Below are 22,702 nucleotides of genomic sequence, written 5' to 3'. Positions count from 1 at the left end.
ATCCTGCCATTACCGCGTTACACTTGTGTCGCCAGTTCAAAGAGGTACCCGCATGACGATCCTGACCCAACGCTGCACCCCGTTCGACGGACAGAAACCCGGCACATCCGGCCTGCGCAAGAAAACCCGCATCTTCATGCAGCCAGGCTACGTCGAATGTTTCGTGCAGTCGATCTTCAACGCCATCGGCGGGGCCGAAGGCAAGACGCTGGTGATCGGCGGCGACGGGCGCTACTTCAACGCCGAGGCGATCCAGACCATCCTGCGCATGGCGGCCGCCAATGGCGCGGCCCTGGCAATTGTCGGCCAGGGGGGGCTTCTGTCCACCCCTGCCGCGTCGAACCTGATCCGGCAGCGCGGCGCGGATGGCGGGCTGATCCTGTCGGCCAGCCACAATCCCGGCGGCATCGACGCGGATTTCGGCCTGAAGTTCAACAGCGCCAATGGTGGGCCGGCCCCCGAGACCATCACCAACGCCATTTTCGAGCAGACCAAGACGATCGACAGCTACAAGACGCTGGACGCGCCCGATATCGACCTTGACCGGATCGGTCAGACCACGCTGGGCGACATGCGTGTCGCGGTGGTGGACCCGGTCACGGATTACGCCGCGCTGATGGAAGAGCTGTTCAATTTCGACGCCCTGCGCGCTTTGTTTGCCAGCGGTTTCACCATGAAGTTCGATGCGATGCATGCGGTGACGGGCCCCTATGCCACCGCGATCCTCGAAGACACGCTTGGCGCGCCTGCGGGCACGGTCCTGAACGGAGTGCCCTCGGTAGATTTCGGCAAGGGCCATCCCGATCCGAACCCGATCTGGGCCAAGCCGCTGGTCGACCTGGTGATGTCCGACGACGCGCCGGATTTCGCGGCCGCCTCGGATGGCGACGGCGACCGCAACATGATCCTTGGGCGCGGTATCTACGTCACACCGTCGGACTCGCTTGCGGTGTTGGCCGCCAACGCACATCTCGCGCCGGGCTACGCGCGCGGCATCGCGGGGGTTGCGCGCTCCATGCCGACAAGCGCCGCCTGCGACCGGGTGGCCGAGGCGCTGGCGGTGGAATGTTTCGAGACCCCGACGGGCTGGAAGTTCTTCGGCAACCTGCTGGACGCGGGGCGCGTGACGCTTTGCGGCGAGGAAAGCGCCGGCACCGGAAGCGACCACGTGCGCGAAAAGGACGGGCTCTGGGCGGTGCTCTTGTGGCTCAACATCCTTGCGGTGCGCAAGATGTCGGTGAGGGACATCCTTCAGGACCATTGGCGGACCTACGGACGCAACTATTACTCGCGCCATGATTACGAGGCGGTGGATGCTGCGGCGGCCAATGACCTGATGGCGGACCTGACCGCGAAACTGGACGACCTGGCCGGGCAGAGCTTTGGGGGTTGCACCGTGATCGGGTCGGATTCGTTCTCCTATCACGATCCGGTCGATGGATCGGTGAGCCACAACCAGGGGCTTCGGATCAATTTCGAAGGTGGCGGCAGGGCGGTGTTGCGGTTGTCGGGCACCGGCACCGAGGGCGCGACGCTGCGGGTGTACCTGGAGCGGTACGAGGCGCCGGGAGGCGATCTGAACATCGAGACCCAGGAGGCGCTGCGGGAGATTGCGCAGGCCACCGCGGCCATCAGCGGATTGGCCGAGCGGACCGGACGCACAGAGCCGGACGTGATGACCTGAGCGGGCAAGCCATTTCGAAATGGCTTGGTCCAAGCGCGTTCGAACGCGCTTGAGGCGCGGTTTGCAAACCGCGTGACCAAGGACTTTCGAAAGTCCTTGGCGCCTACCCGTGGCGGACGCGCAGCCGGGACGCGCGGCGGGTCAACACCTGCCGGCGGATGAAGGCCACGATAAACAGCGCGGTGAGGATCAGGATGATCGTCGGCGCGGGCGCGCTGTCGAGGAAGAAGCTCAGATAGGTGCCCAGCAGCATAGCGCCGATATTGATCGCCACCGACAGCCAGAGCATCGTCCTGAATTGCCGCACCAGCAGGAAGGCAATCGCCCCCGGCGCGATCAGGAGCCCGATGGCGAGGATCAGCCCGGCCGCCGACAGCGTCGCCACGATGGTCAGCGACAGCGCCGTGAGCAGCCCGTAATGCAGCGCGTTCACCCACAGCCCCGAGGCCTGCGCCTGCGCCGGATCGAAGCTGTGCAGCAGCCAGTCCCGCCACTTCAGCACCAGAACGCCCGCGACCAGCGCCGAAATGATCCCGGCGGTCCACAGGTCCTGCGCCCCGACGCCCAGCATGTTGCCGAAGAGGATGTGATCCAGATGCGCGTTCGTCTCGACCGAGACATAGAGAACGATCCCCAGCCCGAACATGCCCGAGAACACCACACCCATCACCGTGTCTTCCTTGACCCGGCTGTTGCTCGACAGATAGCCGGTTGCCACCGCACAGGTCATGCCCGCCGCAAACGCGCCGATGATCAGCGGGATGCCGAGAATATAGGCCAGCACGATCCCCGGCAGAACCGCATGGCTGACCGCGTCGCCCATCAAGGCCCAGCCCTTGAGCACGAGAAAGCAGGACAGCAGCGCGGTCGGCACCGCCACCATCATCGAGATCAGGAAGGCGTTTTGCATGAATGCAAAGCGGAAGGGCAGAAGCAGGGTTTCGACGTCCATCATGCGCCGCCTTTTGCAGGGTCAGCGGCGACAAGGCTGTCGGTCGGCCCGTCGCGCAGCGCGGAATCGGCCTTGCGCCGCGCGGCAAGCAGGCCGTGGCGCGGGGCGAAGATGAAGGCCATGAGGAAGATCAGCGTCTGCAGGCAGACGATAATGCCGCCCGTCGCGCCGTCGAGGAAAAAGCTGACATAGGCGCCGATTGCGCTGGTCAGCGCGCCGATGATCACCGAGGTCACGATCAGGCGCGGGAAGCGGTCGCAGAGCAGGTAGGCGGTGGCCCCCGGGGTCACCACCATCGCAATGACGAGGAATGCGCCCACGGTCTGCATCGCCGCCACGACGCTGGCGGAAAGCAGCACGAAGAACACCGCCTTGAGCAGCTGCGGGCGCAACCCGATGGTGCGGGCGTGGTTTTCGTCGAAGAAGGTGACCATCAGGTCCTTCCACCTGGCCACCAGAATGACCAGCGACACCACCCCGATGATCGCCAGTTGCAGCGTGTCCTCGGGGGTGATGGCAAGGATGTTGCCCATGGTGATGGTCTGGACCGACACCGACATCGGATTGATCGACACCATGAACAGGCCCAGCCCGAAGAAGGATGTGAAGATCAGCCCGATGATCACGTCGGGCTTCAACCCGGAGCGTTCCGACAGGAACAGCATCGACCCCGCCGCCAGCCCGCCCGCGATGAACGCGCCCAGCGCGAAGGGCAAGCCGAGGATATAGGCCCCCGCGACCCCCGGCACGACCGAATGGGCCAGCGCGTCGCCGATCAGCGACCAGCCCTTGAGCATCAGGTAGGCCGACAGGAACGCGCAGACGCTGCCGACCAGGGCCGAGACCCACATGGCGTTGACCATGTAGGAATATCCGAACGGTTCCAGCAGGACGGCGATCATGGGGTCGGATCCGTCCTCTGGGTCTTTTCGCCGTACTGGACGAAGGGACGTTCGTCATCGGTGAAGATCGTCACCTCGCGGGCGTCCTCGTCGTCATGCAGCATGTCGCCGCCCAGCGTGAAGTGACGCAGCACGCCGCCGAACGCCTTTTCGAGGTTTTCGCGGGTGAAGGTGGTTTCTGTCGGCCCGTGACTGAGCACGGTGCCTTTCACCAGCACGGTGCGGTCGCAGAATTCGGGCACCGAGCCAAGGTTGTGGGTCGAGACCAGCATCACCCGGCCTTCATCGCGCAGGTCGCGCAAAAGGGCGACGATCTGGTCCTCGGTCTTGACATCGACTCCGGTGAAGGGTTCGTCCAGCAGGATCACCTGCCCATCCTGCGCCAGGGCGCGGGCGAGGAACACGCGTTTGCGCTGACCGCCGGACAGCTCGCCGATCTGGCGGTGGCGGAACTCGGTCATGTTGACCCGCTCGAGCGCCTGATCGACCGCGGCATGGTCGGCGGCTTTCGGACGGCGCAGAAAACCCATCTTGCCGTAGCGGCCCATCATCACCACGTCCTCGACCAGCACCGGAAAGGCCCAGTCCACCTCTTCGGATTGCGGCACATAGGCCACGAGGTTGCGCGCCAGCGCCTCTTTCACGCTCAGGCCGAGGATGCGGATCTCGCCGGTGGCGGCGGGCACGAATCCCATGATCGCCTTGAAGATCGTCGATTTCCCGGCGCCGTTGATGCCGACAAGCGCCGTGACCGTGCCGCGCGGGATCTCGAAGCTCGCGTTCCACAGCGCGGTGTGCCCGTTGCGGTAGGTGACCGTCACGTCCTGTGCGGACAGGCCCGCGCCCACGGCATCCGGGCGCGGCGCGGTCTTGGTCTGGCTTTGCTCGTCGAGCATGCTGGTTCCTTGTTGTTCCGCACCGTTTCGACCCGGCACGGGTTTGCCCGGAGCAGGATCGCCACGGGCCTCTTTCAGGTCGTCCCCTGCTCAGTTCGTGGCGGAGGTCAGACCCTCGGTGACGCGTCGGGTCGTGACCGCCAGAAGGTCCAGATAGGTGGGCACCGGGCCGTCTGAAGCGCTCAGCGAATCGACATAGAGCACCCCGCCATAGGCGGCCCCGGTTTCGCGCGCGACCTGTTCCGCCGGGGCCGTGTTCACCGTGCTTTCGCAGAACACCACCGGGACGTCATGCGCGCGCACGCCGTCGATGACCGACCGCACCTGTTGCGGCGTGCCGACCTGATCGGCGTTCATCGGCCAGAGATACAGTTCTTGCAGGCCCAGGTCGCGGGCAAGGTAGCTGAACGCGCCTTCGCAGGTCACCAGCCAACGCTGGTCTTGGGGAATCGTTGCAATCGCGTCCCGCAACGGTTCGATCGTGGCGCGCAGTTCATCCTTGTAGCGCGCCGCGTTCCGGGCGTAGGTCGCGGCATTCTCCGGGTCGTGCTCGGACAGGGCCGCGGCGATGTTGTCGATATAGGTCAGCGCGTTGTCGAGCCCCATCCAGGCATGCGGGTTCGGCATCCCTTCGTAGCTGCCCGAGGAGATCGAGATCGGATCGATGCCGTCGCTCAGCGTGGCGGAGGGCACATCGCCGAGATTCGCAACGAATTGTTCGAACCAGAGCTCGAGGTTGAGCCCGTTCCAAAGGATCAAATCCGCGTCGACCGCGCGCACGATATCCTGCGGCGTCGGTTCATAGCCGTGAATTTCGGCGCCGGGCTTGGTGATCGACACCACCTCGGCGGCATCGCCCGCCACGTTCGCGGCCATGTCCGCGAGAACCGTGAAGGTCGTGACCACCTTCATCCGCTCGTCGGCGGTGGCGCCGCTGACCCCGATCAGGGCACAGGCCACAGAAACCAGGGCCAGATGTCGTCTCGTCATGTGTCGTTCCTCCGCGTCGACTATGTTTGCTGAAAACTGAAAATGCAACTCACTCTCAAGAAGGTAGCAGCCGGGATTGCCGGCGCAAGGCCCGAGGCGCAAAAAGGCGTGCCGTCCGTGCGGCGCAGTGCCTCGCCGCCTGTGCGTCTGGTCGGGGTCGGATCGGGGGCCAGCCCCCGAACCCCCGGAGTTTAGCCGGCAAGATGAAGAGCCAGGGTTGTCTTCGGGCCGGTGCAGCGGCGTTCGGGCTCTGCGCGGCCCGGGGTGTGGCGGACCGGCGCGCCTCAGCCGAGGATGCCGCCCTTGCGCAGGGTCTCGATCTCTTCGGGGGTGTAGCCGGCCTCGGCCAGCACCGTGGCGGTCTGGGCACCGAGATCGGGGGTGGCATGGCGCACCTGCAGCGGGGTTTCGGAAAACTTGATCGGGAAACCCGTCATCCTGACCGAGCCATGCCCGGGATGCGGCACGTCGAGCACCATGTCCTGCGCCGCGACCTGCGGGTCGGACAGCGCCTCGGTCAGGCCTTGCACCCGGCCGCAGGGCACACCCGCGCGGTTCAGCCGGTCGATCCAGTGGGCCTGCGTCTGCCCGGACAGCGCCGCATCGACCAGGAGGTTCAGCGCGGCCCGGTTCTCGACCCGGCAAGCATTGTCGGAAAAACGCGGATCGTCCAGAAGATGCGCGAGGCCGATCTCTTTCAGGAAGCGGCCGACGAACACATCGGTCGAGGGCGCCACCGCGATGTCGCCATCGCTGGCGCGGAAGAGACCATAGGGCGCGACGATGGGATGGTCGTTGCCTGTCTTGACCGGATCGCGGCCTGTCGCCAGCGCGCCGGAGGACAGGTAGGCCATCATCGACAGGATCGACATCATCATCGACGCCTCGACCCGCTGGGCCGGGCCGCCGGCCTCGCGGCCGCGCAATGCCGCAACCGCACCCAGCGCCGCATAGAGCCCCGCGATCAGGTCGGTCAGCGGCGGCGCGGTGCGCAGCGGGCCGGTGTCCGGCGTGCCGTTCGTGGCCATGTAGCCCGACATCGCCTGGGCGATGAAATCGAAGGCGGGACGGTCGGCGTAAGGCCCGGTGGTGCCATAGCCGTTCACGCTGACCACGATGAGGTCGGGGTTGATGTCGGCCAGCCGCGCTTCGGTCAGGCCCATCTCGTCCAGCACGCCGGGGCGGTAGTTTTCGGTCAGGATATCGGCCTGCGCAAGCAACCGTTCCAGCACCGCCAGTCCTTCGGGGGTCCGCAGGTCGAGCGCGACCGAGCGCTTGTTGCGATTGAAGCTTGCGAAGTACCATGACAGGCCATCCTGGACATGGCCTTGCGCGCGCACCGGGTCGCCGCGACCGGGGCTTTCCACCTTGATCACGTCGGCGCCCAGATCGCCCAGGATCATGGAGCAGAACGGGCCTGACAGGATGCGCGTCAGGTCGATGACCCGCACGCCGTCGAGGGGTAGCGCGCTCATCCTGCGGCCGTCGCCGTGAGGCCGGGATCGAAGCGCCGGAGCCGGGGTCCGGACTTGATCACCTGGCCCGGCAGGTCGCGCCCGATCACGTCCTGCGTGAGCCTGGCCGCGGCGATCATCGCGTCGAGATCGACGCCGGTGTCATAGCCGCTTTCGTTCAGCAGGTAGACCAGATCCTCGGTGCAGATGTTGCCGGTCGCTCCCGCGGCGAAGGGGCAGCCGCCGAGACCGCCGACCGAGGCATCGTAATGGGTCACGCCTTCGGCCAGCCCGGTCATCACGCAGGCCAGCCCGACGCCGCGCGTGTTGTGGAAATGCAACCCGATCTTCAGGCCCGGCGCTTCGGCCCGGATCGCCTGCACCGCGGCGCGCACGGTGGCGGGGGTGGCCATGCCGGTGGTGTCGCCGAGACCCACCGAGGCCGCGCCAAGCTCTTGATACCGCTTGGCGATCCTGGCCACCTGCTCGGGCGGCACGATGCCTTCGAACGGGCAGCCGAAAGCAGTGGCGATGCCGCCCTCGATGGCGACACCGGCGCGGTCCAGAAGGGCGAACACCTCTTCGAAATCGCTCAGAGATGCGGCGATGGAGCGGTTCACGTTCTTCAGATTATGGGTCTCGGAGGACGAGACAACCGTGTGCACCGCATCGACACCGGCACCGGCCGCGCGTTCGGCGCCGCGCAGGTTGGGGATCAGGGCGGTGATCACCGCGCCTTCGGGCCTGTCGATGCCGGCCAGCACCGCTTCGGCATCGGCCAGTTGCGGCACCGCCCTGGGGCTGACGAAGGAGGTGACCTGCATCTGGCGCAGCCCGGCCGCGAAGAGCGCGTTGATGATCGCGATCTTGCTGTCGGTCGGGATGAAGGCCGATTCGATCTGGAAACCGTCACGCGGTCCGACCTCGCAGATCGAGATGCGGGCCCCCTCGGGAACAGCTGTCATCGGGGTCGCGGTGGTGGCCATGGCCTGTCGTCCTTTCGGTTGCGGTGTCCTGGTCGCATATTGCCCGGTCGCAATTCGCGGGGGCAAGGGGGTGCCCGCGAGACATCTCTTTGTGTGAACCAAACATCACTTTTTTTGACAGCTGATCGGGGCAGATCTCGAAACTCCTTGAAAAACCACGCAAGATCGCATCCTTTTCCCGTCAGGTTCAATTTGGGAGGAGAAGACCGATGATTTTTCGCATGATGACGACCGCCAAGATCGGGGCCGCGATGGCCACGGCGATGACGCTCACGGCGCTGCCCGCCAGCGCAACGGAGTGCATCGCGCCCTCGAACCCCGGCGGCGGCTGGGACTTCACCTGCCGCACGATCGGCCGCATCCTGACCGAGCTCGATCTCGTGGATGGCAACGTGCAGGTCACCAACATGCCGGGGGGCGTCGGCGCCGTGACCTTTGCGATGGTCGCGTCCGAGCGGCCCGACGACGCCGAACTGATCGTGGCGACATCGACCGTGGGCATCACCCAGATCGCGCAGGGTCGCTACCCCGCGCCGCTCGACTCGATGCGCTATCTTGCCATGCTGGGGGCCGATGTGGGCGTGATCGCCGTCGATGACGACAGCCCGATCCAGAGCCTCGAAGAGCTGAACGCCGCGATGCTCGAGGACGCCAGTGCCATCGTCACGGCCGGATCGTCCGGTGCGGGCGGCTGGGACCACATCCGCCTGCTGATGGTCGCGGACGCCGCCGGTGTCGACGACCTGGGCGCGATCCGCTGGGTGCAGTTCGATGGCGGCACCGACGCGGTCACCCAGATGATGGGCGGCCAGATCGACGTGGTGTCGACCGACCTGGGCGAGATCGCGGGCTTTGTCGAATCCGGCGACATCCGCGTCCTGGCGGCGCTGAGCGATGACCCGATCCCGGCCTTTCCGGACATCCCGACGGCGATCAGCCAGGGCATCGACGTGACCGGCTACAACTGGCGCGGCCTCTATACCGGGGGCGACGTCACCGACGCGGAATACGCAGCCTGGGTCGAGAAGCTGGAAACGCTCTACAACTCCGAGGCGTGGCAGACGGCAGCAACCCAGTCCGGCCTCGTGCCGATCTGGCGCGGTGGCGAGGCCTTCGAGGCGTTCGTCCGCGAACAGGCGGACGTGATGGAAGAGATCTCGCGAGATATCGGCGTCATCGAATGAGCGTAAGGATCATGGGCGTCGTGATCTTCGTGATCGCGGCGCTCTATACGCGGCAGGCGGGCACCTATGCCATCACCTTCGGGGATGTGCTGGGGCCGACGGTGTTTCCGATCATCGTGGGCATCCCCATGATGCTCCTCTCCGCGTCGCTTGTCGTGTTCCCGACGGGGCAGGTCGATTGGCCTGCTCCGCAACGGATGTGGCGGCAGCTTGCCGCGCTCGCCGTGCTGGTGGGCTACACGCTGACACTCGAGCCGCTGGGCTTTCCGCTTGCCACCTTCGCGTTGATCGCGCTGATCGGCATCATCCTGGGTGGCGCGCCCTGGCGGGCCGTTCTGCTGGGAGCGATCATGGCGCCCGCGCTCTGGGCGCTTTTCGACCAGCTGCTGGGACTGCCGCTTGATTTTCTGGGAGAGCTCTTCGTCGCCGACTGACCGGCGCTGAGCGCAAGAGGACGTATCATGGAAACCCTGTCGCTCCTGGGCCAAGGCTTTGTGATCGCATTGTCGCCACTCAATATCGGTCTGCTGCTGATGGGCTGCTTTGTCGGAACCTTGCTGGGCGCGCTGCCCGGCCTTGGGCCGGTGAACGGTGTCGCGGTGCTGATCCCGCTGACCTTTGCCTTCGGCTTCGACCCGACATCGTCGATGATCCTGCTCTGTGCGGTCTATTTCGGCTGCATGTATGGCGGGCGGATCAGTTCGATCCTGCTCAACATTCCCGGTGACGAACCGGCGATCATGACCACGCTCGACGGCTATCCGATGGCGGTGCAGGGGCAGGCCGCGAACGCGCTGGCAATCTCGGGTGTCGCCTCTTTCATCGGGGCCACCATCGCGGTGATCGGCCTGTCGCTCTTTGCGCCCATCCTGGCGCGCGCGGCGATCCATTTCGGCCCGGCGGATTATTTCGCGCTCTACATCCTCGCCTTCGCCACGATCGGCGGCATCGCGGGGGTCGACCCGCGCAAGACGCTGCTGTCGGCGATGATCGGCCTGGTGCTCGCCACCGTGGGTCTCGACCCGATCTCGGGCGTTCCGCGCTACACTTTCGACAGCTTCCACCTTTATGACGGGGTCGAGCCGATCGTCGCCCTTGTGGGCCTGTTCGCGATTTCGGAAATCCTGATGCTTCTGGAAAAGACGCTCAAGGACCGGCCCAAGGCGATCCCGGTGGGAAGCTGGCTGCCGCAATGGGGCGCGATCTGGCGCACCCGCTGGGCGATGCTGCGCGGATCGGGCGTGGGCTTTGTCGCGGGCGTGCTGCCCGGCGCGGGGGCCTCTCTGGGGTCGTTCATGGCCTATGTCGCGGAAAAGCAGACGTCGAACAAGAAAGGCACCTTCGGCAAGGGCGACCCGCGCGGCGTGGCGGCCCCCGAGGCCGGCAACAACGCGGCCTCCGGCGGGGCGCTGATCCCGATGCTGTCGCTCGGTGTTCCGGGCTCGGGCACCACGGCAGTGCTGCTGGCGATGCTGGTGTCACTGAACGTGCAGCCGGGACCGCTCCTGTTCGAACGCCAGCCTGATCTTGTCTGGGGCCTCGTCGCGTCGCTCTACATGGCGAATATCACGCTTCTGATCCTGAACCTTCCGATGATCGGCATCTTCACCCGGCTGATGATGACGCCGACATGGGCGCTCATGCCCATCGTCGCCGCGGTCACCTTCGTCGGCGTCTACAGCATCTCGAACTCGGTCTTCGACCTCGAGATGATGGTCTTCTTCGGGGTCCTCGGCTACCTGCTGCGCAAGCTCGACGTGAGCCTTGTGCCGCTCGTGCTCGGGCTGCTGCTTGGCGGCGACATGGAGCGCAACCTGCGCCGGGCCATGTCGATCTCGGATGGCGACTGGTCGATCCTGATCGCCAGCCCGATCTCGATCGGACTCTATATCTTAACGGCAGGCTTTCTTGCGCTGTCGGTCTGGCTTGCCGTGCGCGACCATCGGCAATCCCAGGCGGACCGCCTGACCGAAGGGTGAGCACGGGCTACGACCTGACCTCGCTCGCGCTGTTCCGGGCCGTGGCGGAGACCGGCAGCATCGCCCATGCCGCGATACGGCACGGGTTGGTGTCCTCTGCAGTCAGCAAGCGCATTGCCGATCTGGAGGCCCATGTCGGTGCGCCGCTTCTGCGCCGGCATCGGCGCGGGGTCGAGTTGACCCCGGCGGGCACCGACCTGCTGCGCCATGCCGAGGCCCTGCAGGACGCGGTGGCGCGCATGGCCGCCCACATGGCCACACATGCGTCGGGCATGCAGGGCGCGATCCGCATGGCGGCCAACAGCAGCGCGATCTCGCAATTCCTTCCCGAGGACCTTGCCGAATTTGTCGCGGCGCGTCCCGATCTGCACATCCGGCTGGCCGAGATGACCAGCCCGGAGGTGACCGAGGCGGTCCGCACCGGAACGGCCGATCTTGGTGTCTTCAGCGGCCTGACCGAGTCGGCCGACCTGATCACCCTGCCCTACCGGCGCGACACGCTTGTCGTCGTCACTCCGGCGGATCACCGGCTTGCCACGCGGCGCAAGCTGAGGCTTGCCGAGATCGCCGCCGAACCCTTTGTCGCACTTCAGGCCGGCAGCTCGATCCAGTCCTTCCTCGACCGGCAGGCCGAGGCGCTTGGCACCCGGATCCACACGCAGGTCGCGGTGCAGAGCTTTGACGGTGTCCGGCGCATGGTGCAGGCGCGGCTTGGCATCGCGGTGCTGCCCTTCGGCGTGATCGAGCCCTATCTCGACGCGACGCGGCTGGCCATGGTCCCGCTGGACGAGGCCTGGGCCACGCGCGACCTGCTGATCGCGATCCGCGACCGTGCGGCCCTGTCTCCGCAGGCCCGCGCACTCATCACCACCCTGACCGGACAGCCGGTCTGACCCGACAAAGGAGAAGCAAGGATGGGAACTTTCGACGACGACCTGTTCGACAAGGGACTCGAGCGCCGCAAGGCGACGCTGGGCGACGCCTATGTGCAACAGAGCCTCGATGCGGCGGACGACCTGACGCGGCCCTTCCAGGAGGCGATGACCGCCTGGTGCTGGGGCTTCGGCTGGGGCGATGACGCGATCGACCCGAAGACGCGCAGCATGATGAACCTCGCCATGCTGGGCGCATTGGGCAAGATGCATGAATGGGAACTGCACTGTCGCGGCGCGATCAACAACGGTGTCAGCCTTGGGGAAATCCGCGCGATCTGTCACGTTGTGGCGATCTATTGCGGAGTCCCGCAAGCCCATGAATGCCTGCGCAGCGCCCGCAAGGTCCTTGAAGAGCACGAGATGCTATAAGCTGGCGTCCCGACAGTCCGGGCCGGGCACGAAGCACCGCTTTGCACCGACACGGCAGGCCCGGACGACGACGCCGGGACAGCAATCGATTTGACGAACCTTCCCAAGGGCTTCGCCATCCGCGGCGCGCCTATGGTTGGGATATTCCCTGGAGGATCAGTGGTGAGCCGTGCAGGATTCGAACCTGCGACCCACTGATTAAAAGTCAGTTGCTCTACCAACTGAGCTAACGGCCCACTGGCGCGCTGTCTAGAAAGAGGGTGGATTGCGGTCAACCCCCAAAACGGCACAATCCGCAACGAACTTCCAGAATGCCGCAGGCGCTTTGTTGCGGCCCACTGGAAAGATGCATCGGAGGGGCGTATATGCGCGGCCATGATGACCGCCCTGGATGACTTTCCCTTCATGAAGATGCACGGGCTCGGCAATGATTTTGTCGTGCTGGATGGCCGTGCGCGGTCGGTGCGCATGACGGCGGCGCTGGCGCAGGCCATCGGGGATCGGCACCGGGGGGTCGGATTCGACCAGCTTGCCCTCATCGAGCCGGGCGACGGCGAGGCCGATGCGCGGCTGGTTTTCTACAACGCGGATGGGACGACCGCCGGGGCCTGCGGCAATGCAACCCGCTGCATCGCGCGGTACCTGATGGACGGGTCCGGCGCGGCGGAGGTGGTGTTGACCACCGAGCGCGGGCGCTTGCTGGCACGGGATTCGGGCGGCGGGCTGACATCGGTCAACATGGGCCAGCCGCAGGTACGCTGGGACGAAGTGCCTTTGGCGCGCGAGATGGATACGCTGGAGTTGCCCATCGAGGGCGCGCCGACCGCGACCGGCATGGGCAATCCGCATTGCACCTTCTTTGTCGAGGACGCCGAATCAGTGGAGCTTGAAGCACGCGGCGCCGAGATCGAGCGTCATCCGCTCTATCCGCAGCGGACCAATGTGCAGTTTGCCAGTGTCATTGGCGAGAACCATCTGCGGATGCGGGTCTGGGAACGCGGTGTCGGTGTGACGCTGGCCTCCGGGTCGTCGTCCTGTGCCACGGCTGTTGCGGCGGCCCGGCGTGGTTTGACCGGGCGGCGCGTGAGCATCGACCTTGACGGCGGGCGGATCGAGATCGACTGGCGCGACGATGGCGTTTGGATGACCGGGCCGACGGCGCATGTGTTCTCGGGCAATTTCACGGCGGACTGGCTGGAGCAGGTCACATGAGCGCGCCGAAGTTCACCACGCTCGGCTGCAGGCTCAATGCCTACGAGACCGAGGCGATGAAGGACCTTGCCGCGCAGGCGGGGCTTGAGAATGCGGTGATCGTCAACACATGCGCGGTGACCGCCGAAGCGGTGCGCAAGGCGCGGCAGGAGATCCGCAAGCTGCGGCGGGAAAACCCGGATGCCAGGCTGATCGTGACCGGATGTGCCGCGCAGACCGAACCGGAGACCTTTGCCCGGATGGAAGAGGTCGACGCGGTGATCGGCAATACCGAAAAGATGACGCCGGACACGTGGGCTGGGCTGGCTGCCGATTTCATCGGGCAGACCGAGGCGGTGCAGGTCAATGACATCATGTCGGTGACGGAAACCGCGCAGCACCTGATCGACGGGTTCGGCACGCGATCCCGCGCTTACGTGCAGGTTCAGAACGGCTGCGATCACCGCTGTACCTTCTGCATCATCCCCTACGGTCGCGGCAATTCGCGGTCGGTGCCTGCGGGCGTGATCGTCGATCAGATCAAGCGGCTGGTGGACAAGGGCTTCAACGAGGTGGTGCTGACCGGCGTGGACCTGACAAGCTGGGGCGCGGACCTGCCCGCGCAGCCGAAGCTGGGCGATCTGGTCATGCGCATCCTCAAGCTGGTGCCCGACCTGCCGCGCCTGCGGATCAGTTCCATCGACAGCATCGAAGTGGACGAGAACCTGATGCAGGCCATCGCGACCGAGCCGCGCCTGATGCCGCATCTGCACCTGAGCCTGCAGCATGGCGACGACCTGATCCTCAAGCGGATGAAGCGGCGGCACCTGCGCGACGATGCGATCCGCTTTGCCGAAGAGGCGCGCGCGCTGCGGCCTGACATGACGTTCGGGGCCGATATCATCGCCGGGTTCCCGACCGAGACCGAGGCGCATTTCGAGAATTCTCTGAAGCTGGTCGAAGAGTGCAAGCTGACATGGCTGCACGTCTTTCCCTATTCGCCGCGCGAAGGCACGCCCGCTGCGCGGATGCCGCCGGTGGACGGCCGAGCGATCAAGGACCGCGCGGCAAGGTTGCGCGCCGCCGGAGAGGCCGCCGTGCGCCGTCACCTGCACGACCAGCAGGGCCGCGCGCATCGTATCCTGATGGAATCTCCCGGTATGGGCCGGACCGAGCAATTCACCGAAGTCCGCTTTGCCAAGGAGCAGCCGGTCGGCCGGATCGTCAGCGCGACGATCACCGGGCAGGACGGGCAGCACCTCGTTGCGTAGCGGCGACAGGTCGCCTCGGGCGAGGCACTCGACCCGCCGATCCGTGGAGCGTGCGTTGCGCCTCCCGGCAAATTGGGCCAAAACCGCGAAATGACCGATCAGTCCCGCGCCCTGCTTGTCCATCTTCTGACCGCCACGGGGGCCGTCTTTGCCATGCTTGCGCTGCTGGCAGCGGCCCAGGAAGACTGGTCGATCATGTTCCTGTGGCTTGTCGTGGCCTTTGCCGTGGACGGGATCGACGGCCCGTTGGCGCGCAAATACGACGTGAAGGTGAACGCACCAAGGTTCGACGGTGTGCTGCTCGACCTGATCATCGACTACCTGACCTATGTGTTCATCCCGGCCTTTGCGCTGTTCCAGTCGGGGCTTTTGCCCGGCTGGATGGGGTGGTTCGCGATCATCGTGATCACATTCGCCTCGGCCTTGTATTTCGCCGACAGCCGGATGAAGACGTCGGACAATTCGTTCCACGGCTTTCCCGGCTGCTGGAACATGCTTGTGCTGGTGCTGTTCGCGATCGAGCCAAATTTCTGGGTCTCGCTGACGCTGGTCGCGCTTTTGTCGGTGGCGATGTTCCTGCCGCTCAAGTTCATTCACCCGGTGCGGACCGAACGCTGGCGCGGCGTGTCGCTGCCGATCGCGCTGGCCTGGACGTTTTTCGCGGGCTGGGCGGCCTGGGTGGATTTCCATCCCGAAAGCTGGGCGCATTGGGGTCTGATCGCCACCTCTGTCTACCTGATCCTCGTCGGGATCGTTCAACAGATTGTACCGACACGCAGCGCGTGATTGCCTTTGCGTGAAAAGCCGATCATGGCTGGGCCATGTTCGTGCCCAAGGCCCAGAATCCGCTTCTTGCCGCGCTGCTGACGCTGCTGGCTTCGGCCTTTGTGGCGGGAACCACCTTGCTCGCCAAAATGCTGGGAACCGACGCGCTTGGACCGGCGCTCAATCCGCTGCAGATCAGCCAGGGACGCTTTGTCTTTGCGTTTCTGGCCTTTGCCGTGGCGGCATTGGCGATGCGGTTGAGGTTTACCCAGGTGGCCTGGCCCACGCATACGCTGCGGGTGGCGTTCGGCTGGGGCGGCGTCACGTTGATGTTTGCCGCCGCGGCCTTCATCCCTCTGTCGGACGCCACCGCGATCAGCTTCCTGAACCCGGTGATCGGATTGCTGCTGGCGATCCCGCTGCTGGGCGAACGGGTCGGGCCGGTGCGGCTTTCGGCGGCGGCGATTGCGCTCTGCGGCGCGATGATCCTGCTGCGCCCGACACCGGCGGCGTTTCAGCCCGCAGCGCTTCTGGCGGTCGGGGCGGCGCTGGCGCTTGGCTGCGAGGTGATCGTGATGAAGCGCCTGACAGGGCGCGAAGGGCCGCTGCAGATCCTGCTGGTCAACAACGTGATCGGGGTCGGCATCGCCTCTGCCGCGGCGGTCTGGGTATGGATCGCACCGACCCCCGAGCAATGGCTGGCGCTGGCCGGGATCGGGCTGTTGATGGCCTCGGCGCAGACCTGTTTCATCAACGCGCTGGCCCGCGCCGATGCAAGCTTTGTCGGGCCGTTCTTCTATGCCACGCTGGTCTTTGCGGCGCTTTACGATTTCGTCGTGTTCGGCGTTCGGCCCGATGCAATCTCGGTCATCGGGACGTTGATCATCCTTGGCGGCGCGGGTCTCCTGATGTGGCGCGAGGGCCGGATCAGGCCTTCAGCCGGTAGCCCCGTCGGAAAAATGACCACGCCACGAGATTGATCGCCACCGTGCTGAGAAGGGCGATCACCGCGCCCAGAAGCGGGCTGCTGTCGGACACGCCGATCATGCCCCAGCGCACCCCGTCGATCAGGTAGAAGATCGGGTTGGCATGGGTGATGTCGTTGAGCAGCGGCGGCAGCGCCTCGACCGAGTAGAACGTGCCCGACAGGAAGGCGAGCGGCGTGACGATGAAATTGGTGATCGCGGCCATCTGGTCGAACTTTTCGGCATAGATGCCCGCGACCATGCCGATCCCCGACAAGAGCGCCGCCCCGATGATGACGAAATAGAGCGCCGCGAGCGGGTGCTGCGGCACGATGCCCAGAAACACCCAGAGCGCCACGGCGATCGCGACAGCCACCAGCAGCCCGCGCGCCACGCCCCCGGCGAGGTACCCCAGCACCAGTTCACCGGCCGAGAGCGGCGGCATCAGCGTATCGACGATATTGCCCTGCACCTTCGCGACCACGATCGAGGACGAAGTGTTGGCAAAGGCGTTCTGGATCACCGTCATCATCAGGATGCCCGGTGCAATGAACGTGGTGAAGCCCACGCCCATCACGTCGCCGCGGCGCGGGCCGATGGCGATGGTGAAGATCAGCAGGAACAGACCGGCGGTGACCAGCGGGGCCAGCAGCGTCTGGGTCCAGACATTCATGAAGCGAAGGATCTCGCGCTGGCCCAGCGTATAGAGCCCCAGCCAGTTCACCCGTCCGAAACGGCGTTCATGTGCGATCATCTGCCCTGTCTGCTGCATTGCTGCCCTCTTGCCTGTCGGCGCGGGTTGTAACTCGTCCGCGCATGATTAGAATAAGGAGCGACTTAGAGATTTCGGGCGGCCAACGCAAACGGCCGCTCTTTTTGATGGAGGGCGAGAGATGTCCTGGACCGATGAACGTGTAGAGCTGTTGAAGAAGATGTGGGGCGAAGGCCAGTCGGCCAGCCAGATCGCCAAGGAACTGGGCGGGGTGACCCGCAATGCCGTGATCGGAAAGGTGCACCGCCTGGGGCTGTCGAACCGTGCCGGCGCGGCCGGCACCGCCAAGCCGGAGCCGAAGCCGGCGGCCAAGCCCGAAGTGGTCAAGCCCAAGGCGGCACCGAAGCCCGCCCCGTCGAAACCGGCAAAACCCGAGGTCATTATGGAAACGAAATCCGCGACGCCACCGCCCAATCCGCGCAAGCAGATCATTCCGGCGGGTCAGCCTCTGCCGCCGCAGCCTTCGGCCAATGAAATCAGTCCAGAGGCGCTCGCAAAGGTGAATGCTGTGGAGAAGAAGGCCAAGAAACTGACATTGATGGAACTGACCGAACGGACCTGCAAATGGCCTGTCGGCGATCCGGCAACGCCGGATTTCTGGTTCTGCGGCCTGCCCGTCCAGCAGGGCAAACCCTATTGCGAGGCCCATGTCGGCGTCGCGTTCCAGCCGATGAGCTCGCGGCGCGACCGCCGGCGCTGAGCGCCCGGAGCTTTTGCGAACCTGTGGACGGTCAGGCCGCCCGCAGGTTCACTGCCCCATTGCAACGCTGCGCGTCCACGCGCCGGTCCGGTCACCAGACCTCCGGCAGGTTCAAGGCGGCAGCACAGGCGGGGGCAGGATGTTGATCTGGGCTTTCGCAGTCGGGTGCAACGCATTATATGCCGCTCATGTCACAGAACCCCCCGTCCCTGCGCCCCGATCTGGCCCCTGCGGCCCGGATCGCCGATGCGCCCCGCTCCGGTCAGCCGACGATCGGCATGGTATCGCTTGGATGCCCCAAGGCGCTGGTGGACAGCGAACGCATCCTGACGCGGTTGCGCGCCGAAGGCTACGGGATCAGCCCGGATTATTCCGGCGCGGATGCGGTGATCGTGAACACCTGCGGGTTTCTCGATTCCGCCAAGGCCGAAAGCCTTGATGCCATCGGCGAGGCGCTGTCCGAGAATGGCCGGGTGATCGTGACAGGCTGCCTGGGGGCGGAGCCGGACTACATCACAGGCGCGCATCCCCGCGTGCTGGCGGTCACGGGCCCGCATCAATACGAGCAGGTGTTGGACGCGGTGCATGCCGCCGTGCCGCCGTCGCCCGATCCGTTTGTCGACCTGCTGCCCGCCTCGGGTGTGAGCCTGACGCCGCGGCATTACAGCTATCTGAAGATTTCCGAGGGCTGCAATCACAAGTGCAAGTTCTGCATCATCCCCGACATGCGCGGGCTGCTGACCTCGCGTCCGGCCAAGGCGGTGCTGCGCGAGGCGGAAAAGCTGGTGGAAAGCGGCGTGCGGGAATTGCTGGTGATCAGCCAGGACACGTCCGCCTATGGTACCGACTGGAAGGACCGGGACGAGAAATTCCCGATCCTGTCCCTTGCGCGCGATCTGGGCAGCCTGGGCGCGTGGGTGCGGATGCATTACGTCTATCCCTACCCGCATGTGCGCGAGTTGGTGCCGCTTATGGCGGAAGGGCTGGTGTTGCCCTACCTGGACATCCCGTTCCAGCACGCCCATCCCGAGACATTGAAGCGCATGGCCCGCCCTGCCGCGGCGGCGCGGACGCTGGACGAGATCGCGGCGTGGCGCGACGTGTGTCCGGACATCACCCTGCGCTCGACCTTCATCGTGGGCTATCCCGGTGAGACCGAGGCCGAGTTCCAGACACTTCTGGACTGGATGGACGAGGCACAGCTGGATCGGGTCGGCTGTTTCCAGTACGAAAACGTCGCCGGGGCCCGTTCGAACGCGCTGCCCGATCATGTTCCGGAAGAGGTCAAGCAAGAGCGCTGGGACCGGTTCATGGAAAAGGCGCAGGCGATTTCCGAGGCCAGGCTGGCGGCGAAGGTCGGACAGCGGATGGATGTCATCATCGACGAGATCGACGAGGACGGCGTCGCCACCTGCCGCACCAAGGCCGATGCGCCGGAGATCGACGGGAATCTCTTCATCGACGACCGGACCGATGGGCTGTCGGTTGGCGAGATCGTGTCGGTCGAGGTGGACGAGGCGGGCGAATACGATCTTTGGGGGCAGCTTTAGACATCGGATCAGGCTGCGCCCGATCCGACCGGTTGGGGGCTCTGCCCCCAAACCCCCGGGATATTTGCGAACCGGAGAAGATCGGGACCGCGCCAGGGTGCCCGCCACGCCTTGCCACGCTCCGAGCGCGCGTTACCTGTTGTCCATGACCGACACACCCGAGACCCGCGTGCTTTACAACGAGGACTGCCCCGTCTGTTCGTTCGAGATCAACCACTATGCCGCCTATGCCAGGCACAACGGCCTGGCGATCCAGTTCGACGATCTGAACGGACCGGCAAGGGCTGCCTGGGGGATTGACGAAGACAGCGCGGCGCGCCGGCTTTATGTGCTGCGCGACGGGCAGCTTTACGACGGGATACCCGCCTTTCTGGAGCTGTGGCGCGAGATGCCGCGATACCGGTGGCTGGCCGGGGTGGTTGGACTTCCGGGGGTCCGGCATGTCGCGTCGCTCGGCTATGACCATGTGCTGGCCCCGGTGATCTATCGCTGGCACCTGCGGCGCAAGGCGCGCGCGGTCAGCCGATCAGAATAACGACCCACGCGACCCCGGCGGCGATCCCGGCCACCGCGACCCCGGCGCTGCCAGCGTCCTTGGCGCGCTTTGCCAGGGGGTGATCGTCGGTCGAGATATAGTCGACGGCGTCTTCTATGGCGGTATTCAGCAGTTCGGCCGCCAGCACCAGAAGCCCGAGGGCGAGGATCAGGGCACGTTCCGCCGCTGTCAGGGGAAGCGCGAAAGCCAGCAGTGCGGAGCCGAGATTGACCCAGACCCAGCTTCGAAAGCTGTATTCGCTGCGCCATGTCGCCAGGACACCGGACCACGACCAGATGCAGCGCGCCTTGAGGCGTGTGAGAAAGACCATCGCCATGCCCCTAAACGTTGTCGAGGTAATGGCGCACGCAGTCCTGAACATGGCGAAAGCGGTCGCCGCCCAGATGCTTGCCGCCGTACCAGCGCGTGACGACGATCACGTGATCGGTCAGACCTTCGCGTTCGAGCATCTGCAGGATGATCTGCCCGGCCCCGCCTTCGCCGTCATCGTTCTTGAGCGGGGTGCCATCGGAAAACACGACACCCCAGGTGTTGTGCGTGGCCTTGGCGTATTTCTTGCCGCGTTTGAGGGCCTTCAGAAAGGCGTCCACCGCGTCGCGGCTACCTGCCGGCCCGCCGCTGACCGCATATCGGGATCCGCGGTCGGAGATGATGCCTTCAAACTGTTTCATCTTCCAGGTGCAGTTTCATGTCCACCAGCACCTGCTGGAGCGCGAGGGTCTCGCGCAGGAGGCGACGCGCCTCGTTGGCGGTGATCACGCCATCTTCGATGGATTGGTGATATTCGCCCATCAGCATGGCGAAACGTTGACTGAGGGCGACCACGTCGGAGTTGAATCCGCCGTTCTTCGAGGCGTTGCCGCGCCGCTCGTCGAAGGACAGGGTGATGCCGCCGAGCTCTGCGAGTGCCGAGGTGACATGGGGATAGCCCGAGACCTGCTCGAGGGCCGCGACCGCGTCGATCGGCATGAAGCGATCGGCATGTTCGTCATGGTCGGCATAGTATCGTCCCAGCGTGGCCTTTGACTTGCCGGTCAGCGTGCAGGCCTTTTCTATTCCCACATCCTTGACCAGCAATTCGGTGTGTTTCTTCAAGTACGGACCAAACATTGGCATCACTCATTCCCTCAACAAATCCCGAAAAAACGGGACCATCTGCGTCTCTTTCCCCTGACTTGCATCGTAATGCAATGGCACAAGGGTTCCAGACCACAATTCGTCGGTCAAAGGCATTTCGGGCGCATCCCGGGCTTGCCGGTCCTGGCACTCTTGCGCGTGTTGTCCGGTTGCGGCACATGGCGGGTCATGGCGAAGCTCTATTTCCATTACTCGACGATGAACGCGGGCAAATCGACCCTGCTCTTGCAGGCTGCGCACAACTACGAGGAACGCGGCATGTCGGTCTTCCGGATGACGGCCGCGCTGGATGATCGCGCGGGGCAGGGCCGGATCGGGTCGCGCATCGGATTTGCCCGCGAGGCAGAGATGTTCTTGCCGTCGGACGATCTGTTCGCGCGGATTTCAGGGATCCTGGCAGAGACCGATCTGGCCTGCATCTTCATCGACGAGGCGCAGTTTCTGACCCCGGAGCAGGTCTGGCAGCTGGCGCGGGTGGCGGACGACCTGTCTGTGCCGGTGATGGCCTATGGGTTGAGGGTCGACTTTCAGGGTCAGCTGTTTCCCGGATCGGCAACGCTTCTGGCGCTTGCGGATACGCTGCGCGAAGTGCGCACCATCTGTCACTGCGGGCGCAAGGCGACCATGGTGGTGCGCAAGGACGATCGGGGCCGTGTCATGACAGAAGGTGCGCAGGTCCAGATCGGCGGCAACGAGACCTATGTCAGCCTGTGTCGCAGGCATTGGCGGCAGGAAACCGGTTCGGCGTAACCTCAGCGGTTCCAGAGTTTTTTATTCAGGTTCCTTGGAACGGAGACCGGCGGCCTTGGTTGACCCGGCAGATGAAACGCAACCAAGGAGATTGCAATGACCAAGCTATTTGCCAGTGCACTCGCCCTCACGATCGGCGCCACGGGCGCATGGGCTGAAAACCACACCAATGGCGACATGGCCGACGATTCCAGCGCCATGCAGGACACAGACGGCCAGATGATGGACGACACAGGCACCCAGACCGCCGGAACCGGCATTATGGGTGATGGCGCCAACCTGATTCGCAGCCGCGACATCACCGGTGGCAATATCTACACCACAAGCGCGGCCAACGACGAAGGCTGGAACGCAGACAACATGTACGATCAGGTCGGCACAGACTGGAACGATATCGGCGAGATCGAAGACATCGTGCTCAACCAGTCGGGTGACATGGTCGGCATCGTTGCCGAAGTCGGCGGCTTTCTCGATATCGCGGACAAGCATGTGATGATCGAGGTCGATGACGTGAACCTTGTGGCCGTGGATGATCGAACCTACGCCTATGTGACACGCATGACCGAAGAAGAGCTGGAGCAGCTGGAAGACGTTGACGAAGGCTTCTGGAACTGAGCCAGCCTGCCGTGACACGGCCTTTGGCCGTGCAAGAGATGAAACGGCTCCCGAAAACAGTTCGGGAGCCGTTTTTTGTGACCTTTTTTGTGACCGGGC

The 22,702-nt window shown here is 65.0% G+C and carries 25 protein-coding genes and 1 tRNA gene; 15 read left to right on the top strand and 11 right to left on the bottom strand.

Annotation, left to right across the window (positions count from 1 at the left end):
* Positions 1–52: 52 nt before the first annotated feature.
* Positions 53–1,684: an alpha-D-glucose phosphate-specific phosphoglucomutase gene (locus tag LCF60_RS01825; RefSeq protein ID WP_292289304.1), complete on the top strand. Its 1,632-nt coding sequence runs from the start codon at positions 53–55 to the stop codon at positions 1,682–1,684.
* A gap of 103 nt (positions 1,685–1,787) precedes the next feature.
* Here LCF60_RS01825 and LCF60_RS01820 read toward each other — a convergent pair whose 3' ends face one another.
* The 6 genes from LCF60_RS01820 to LCF60_RS01795 all read right to left on the bottom strand — a co-directional run bounded on the left by LCF60_RS01820 (position 1,788) and on the right by LCF60_RS01795 (position 7,864).
* Positions 1,788–2,636: a metal ABC transporter permease gene (locus LCF60_RS01820; RefSeq protein ID WP_292289385.1), complete on the bottom strand. Its 849-nt coding sequence runs from the start codon at positions 2,634–2,636 to the stop codon at positions 1,788–1,790.
* A complete protein-coding gene (locus tag LCF60_RS01815) occupies positions 2,636–3,538 on the bottom strand; it encodes a metal ABC transporter permease (protein WP_292289303.1) in 903 nt (300 codons plus the stop codon). Before LCF60_RS01815 ends, LCF60_RS01820 begins: the two co-directional genes overlap by 1 nt.
* On the bottom strand, positions 3,535–4,434 hold the full coding sequence (locus LCF60_RS01810; protein ID WP_292289302.1) for a manganese/iron ABC transporter ATP-binding protein: 900 nt from the start codon (positions 4,432–4,434) through the stop codon (positions 3,535–3,537). The genes LCF60_RS01815 and LCF60_RS01810 overlap by 4 nt, the downstream gene beginning before the upstream one ends.
* 90 nt (positions 4,435–4,524) lie before the next feature.
* Complete coding sequence (locus LCF60_RS01805) at positions 4,525–5,346, bottom strand: metal ABC transporter substrate-binding protein (protein WP_292289384.1); 822 nt, start codon at positions 5,344–5,346, stop codon at positions 4,525–4,527.
* Between the two features lie 362 nt (positions 5,347–5,708).
* Positions 5,709–6,899: a CoA transferase gene (locus tag LCF60_RS01800; protein ID WP_292289301.1), complete on the bottom strand. Its 1,191-nt coding sequence runs from the start codon at positions 6,897–6,899 to the stop codon at positions 5,709–5,711.
* A complete protein-coding gene (locus LCF60_RS01795) occupies positions 6,896–7,864 on the bottom strand; it encodes a hydroxymethylglutaryl-CoA lyase (RefSeq protein ID WP_292289300.1) in 969 nt (322 codons plus the stop codon). The genes LCF60_RS01800 and LCF60_RS01795 overlap by 4 nt, the downstream gene beginning before the upstream one ends.
* A 209-nt stretch (positions 7,865–8,073) precedes the next feature.
* Here LCF60_RS01795 and LCF60_RS01790 point away from each other — a divergent pair, with 209 nt between their 5' ends.
* The 5 genes from LCF60_RS01790 to LCF60_RS01770 are packed head-to-tail and all read left to right on the top strand — an operon-like array spanning position 8,074 to position 12,331.
* Positions 8,074–9,048 carry a tripartite tricarboxylate transporter substrate-binding protein gene (locus LCF60_RS01790; protein WP_292289299.1) on the top strand — a complete coding sequence of 325 codons (975 nt, stop codon included), beginning with the start codon at positions 8,074–8,076 and terminating at the stop codon, positions 9,046–9,048.
* Entirely contained in the window at positions 9,045–9,482 is a 438-nt protein-coding gene (locus LCF60_RS01785) for a tripartite tricarboxylate transporter TctB family protein (RefSeq protein ID WP_292289298.1), read from the top strand. The genes LCF60_RS01790 and LCF60_RS01785 overlap by 4 nt, the downstream gene beginning before the upstream one ends.
* 27 nt (positions 9,483–9,509) lie before the next feature.
* The gene (locus tag LCF60_RS01780; protein WP_292289297.1) at positions 9,510–11,027 is read left to right on the top strand and encodes a tripartite tricarboxylate transporter permease; all 1,518 of its coding nucleotides are present in this window, start codon (positions 9,510–9,512) and stop codon (positions 11,025–11,027) included.
* Positions 11,024–11,920 carry a LysR family transcriptional regulator gene (locus LCF60_RS01775; RefSeq protein WP_292289296.1) on the top strand — a complete coding sequence of 299 codons (897 nt, stop codon included), beginning with the start codon at positions 11,024–11,026 and terminating at the stop codon, positions 11,918–11,920. Before LCF60_RS01780 ends, LCF60_RS01775 begins: the two co-directional genes overlap by 4 nt.
* Before the next feature lie 21 nt (positions 11,921–11,941).
* A complete protein-coding gene (locus LCF60_RS01770) occupies positions 11,942–12,331 on the top strand; it encodes a carboxymuconolactone decarboxylase family protein (protein ID WP_292289295.1) in 390 nt (129 codons plus the stop codon).
* A 160-nt stretch (positions 12,332–12,491) separates the two neighbouring features.
* Here LCF60_RS01770 and LCF60_RS01765 read toward each other — a convergent pair.
* Positions 12,492–12,567, bottom strand: a tRNA-Lys gene (locus LCF60_RS01765).
* Between the two features lie 139 nt (positions 12,568–12,706).
* Between LCF60_RS01765 and dapF the strand changes: the two genes are divergently transcribed.
* The 4 genes from dapF (at position 12,707) to LCF60_RS01745 (ending at position 16,538) form a co-directional block, all read left to right on the top strand.
* Positions 12,707–13,543, top strand: a complete 837-nt coding sequence (dapF, locus tag LCF60_RS01760; protein ID WP_292289294.1) for a diaminopimelate epimerase — start codon at positions 12,707–12,709, stop codon at positions 13,541–13,543.
* Entirely contained in the window at positions 13,540–14,793 is a 1,254-nt protein-coding gene (gene mtaB, locus LCF60_RS01755; RefSeq protein ID WP_292289293.1) for a tRNA (N(6)-L-threonylcarbamoyladenosine(37)-C(2))-methylthiotransferase MtaB, read from the top strand. The genes dapF and mtaB overlap by 4 nt, the downstream gene beginning before the upstream one ends.
* A 90-nt stretch (positions 14,794–14,883) precedes the next feature.
* The gene (locus LCF60_RS01750; protein WP_292289292.1) at positions 14,884–15,579 is read left to right on the top strand and encodes a CDP-alcohol phosphatidyltransferase family protein; all 696 of its coding nucleotides are present in this window, start codon (positions 14,884–14,886) and stop codon (positions 15,577–15,579) included.
* 35 nt (positions 15,580–15,614) lie between these two features.
* Complete coding sequence (locus LCF60_RS01745; protein WP_292289291.1) at positions 15,615–16,538, top strand: DMT family transporter; 924 nt, start codon at positions 15,615–15,617, stop codon at positions 16,536–16,538.
* On the opposite strand, the gene LCF60_RS01740 is transcribed toward LCF60_RS01745, so the two are convergent.
* On the bottom strand, positions 16,486–17,295 hold the full coding sequence (locus LCF60_RS01740) for an ABC transporter permease (RefSeq protein WP_292289290.1): 810 nt from the start codon (positions 17,293–17,295) through the stop codon (positions 16,486–16,488). The two genes, LCF60_RS01745 and LCF60_RS01740, sit on opposite strands and share 53 nt — an antisense overlap.
* Before the next feature lie 121 nt (positions 17,296–17,416).
* Here LCF60_RS01740 and LCF60_RS01735 point away from each other — a divergent pair, with 121 nt between their 5' ends.
* The 3 genes from LCF60_RS01735 (at position 17,417) to LCF60_RS01725 (ending at position 20,080) form a co-directional block, all read left to right on the top strand.
* The gene (locus LCF60_RS01735; RefSeq protein ID WP_292289289.1) at positions 17,417–17,995 is read left to right on the top strand and encodes a GcrA family cell cycle regulator; all 579 of its coding nucleotides are present in this window, start codon (positions 17,417–17,419) and stop codon (positions 17,993–17,995) included.
* A gap of 179 nt (positions 17,996–18,174) precedes the next feature.
* On the top strand, positions 18,175–19,545 hold the full coding sequence (gene rimO, locus LCF60_RS01730; RefSeq protein ID WP_292289288.1) for a 30S ribosomal protein S12 methylthiotransferase RimO: 1,371 nt from the start codon (positions 18,175–18,177) through the stop codon (positions 19,543–19,545).
* A 145-nt stretch (positions 19,546–19,690) separates the two neighbouring features.
* A complete protein-coding gene (locus tag LCF60_RS01725; RefSeq protein ID WP_292289287.1) occupies positions 19,691–20,080 on the top strand; it encodes a DUF393 domain-containing protein in 390 nt (129 codons plus the stop codon).
* On the opposite strand, the gene LCF60_RS01720 is transcribed toward LCF60_RS01725, so the two are convergent.
* The 3 genes from LCF60_RS01720 to LCF60_RS01710 are packed head-to-tail and all read right to left on the bottom strand — an operon-like array spanning position 20,064 to position 21,217.
* Positions 20,064–20,417 carry a diacylglycerol kinase gene (locus LCF60_RS01720; protein ID WP_292289286.1) on the bottom strand — a complete coding sequence of 118 codons (354 nt, stop codon included), beginning with the start codon at positions 20,415–20,417 and terminating at the stop codon, positions 20,064–20,066. The genes LCF60_RS01725 and LCF60_RS01720 overlap by 17 nt on opposite strands.
* A gap of 4 nt (positions 20,418–20,421) precedes the next feature.
* Entirely contained in the window at positions 20,422–20,772 is a 351-nt protein-coding gene (locus LCF60_RS01715) for a YigZ family protein (RefSeq protein ID WP_292289285.1), read from the bottom strand.
* A complete protein-coding gene (locus tag LCF60_RS01710; protein WP_292289284.1) occupies positions 20,759–21,217 on the bottom strand; it encodes a hypothetical protein in 459 nt (152 codons plus the stop codon). The genes LCF60_RS01715 and LCF60_RS01710 overlap by 14 nt, the downstream gene beginning before the upstream one ends.
* 189 nt (positions 21,218–21,406) lie before the next feature.
* On the opposite strand from LCF60_RS01710, the gene LCF60_RS01705 reads away from it, so the two are divergent.
* Together LCF60_RS01705 and LCF60_RS01700 are read left to right on the top strand one after the other, a co-directional pair.
* A complete protein-coding gene (locus LCF60_RS01705; RefSeq protein ID WP_292289283.1) occupies positions 21,407–21,988 on the top strand; it encodes a thymidine kinase in 582 nt (193 codons plus the stop codon).
* A 96-nt stretch (positions 21,989–22,084) separates the two neighbouring features.
* A complete protein-coding gene (locus LCF60_RS01700; protein ID WP_292289282.1) occupies positions 22,085–22,603 on the top strand; it encodes a PRC-barrel domain-containing protein in 519 nt (172 codons plus the stop codon).
* The last annotated feature ends 99 nt before the right edge of the window (positions 22,604–22,702 follow it).

This window comes from Marivita sp., from assembly GCF_020055635.1.
In the GTDB taxonomy this organism is placed as follows: domain Bacteria; phylum Pseudomonadota; class Alphaproteobacteria; order Rhodobacterales; family Rhodobacteraceae; genus Marivita.
This window is presented reverse-complemented; position numbering and strand designations above follow the sequence as displayed.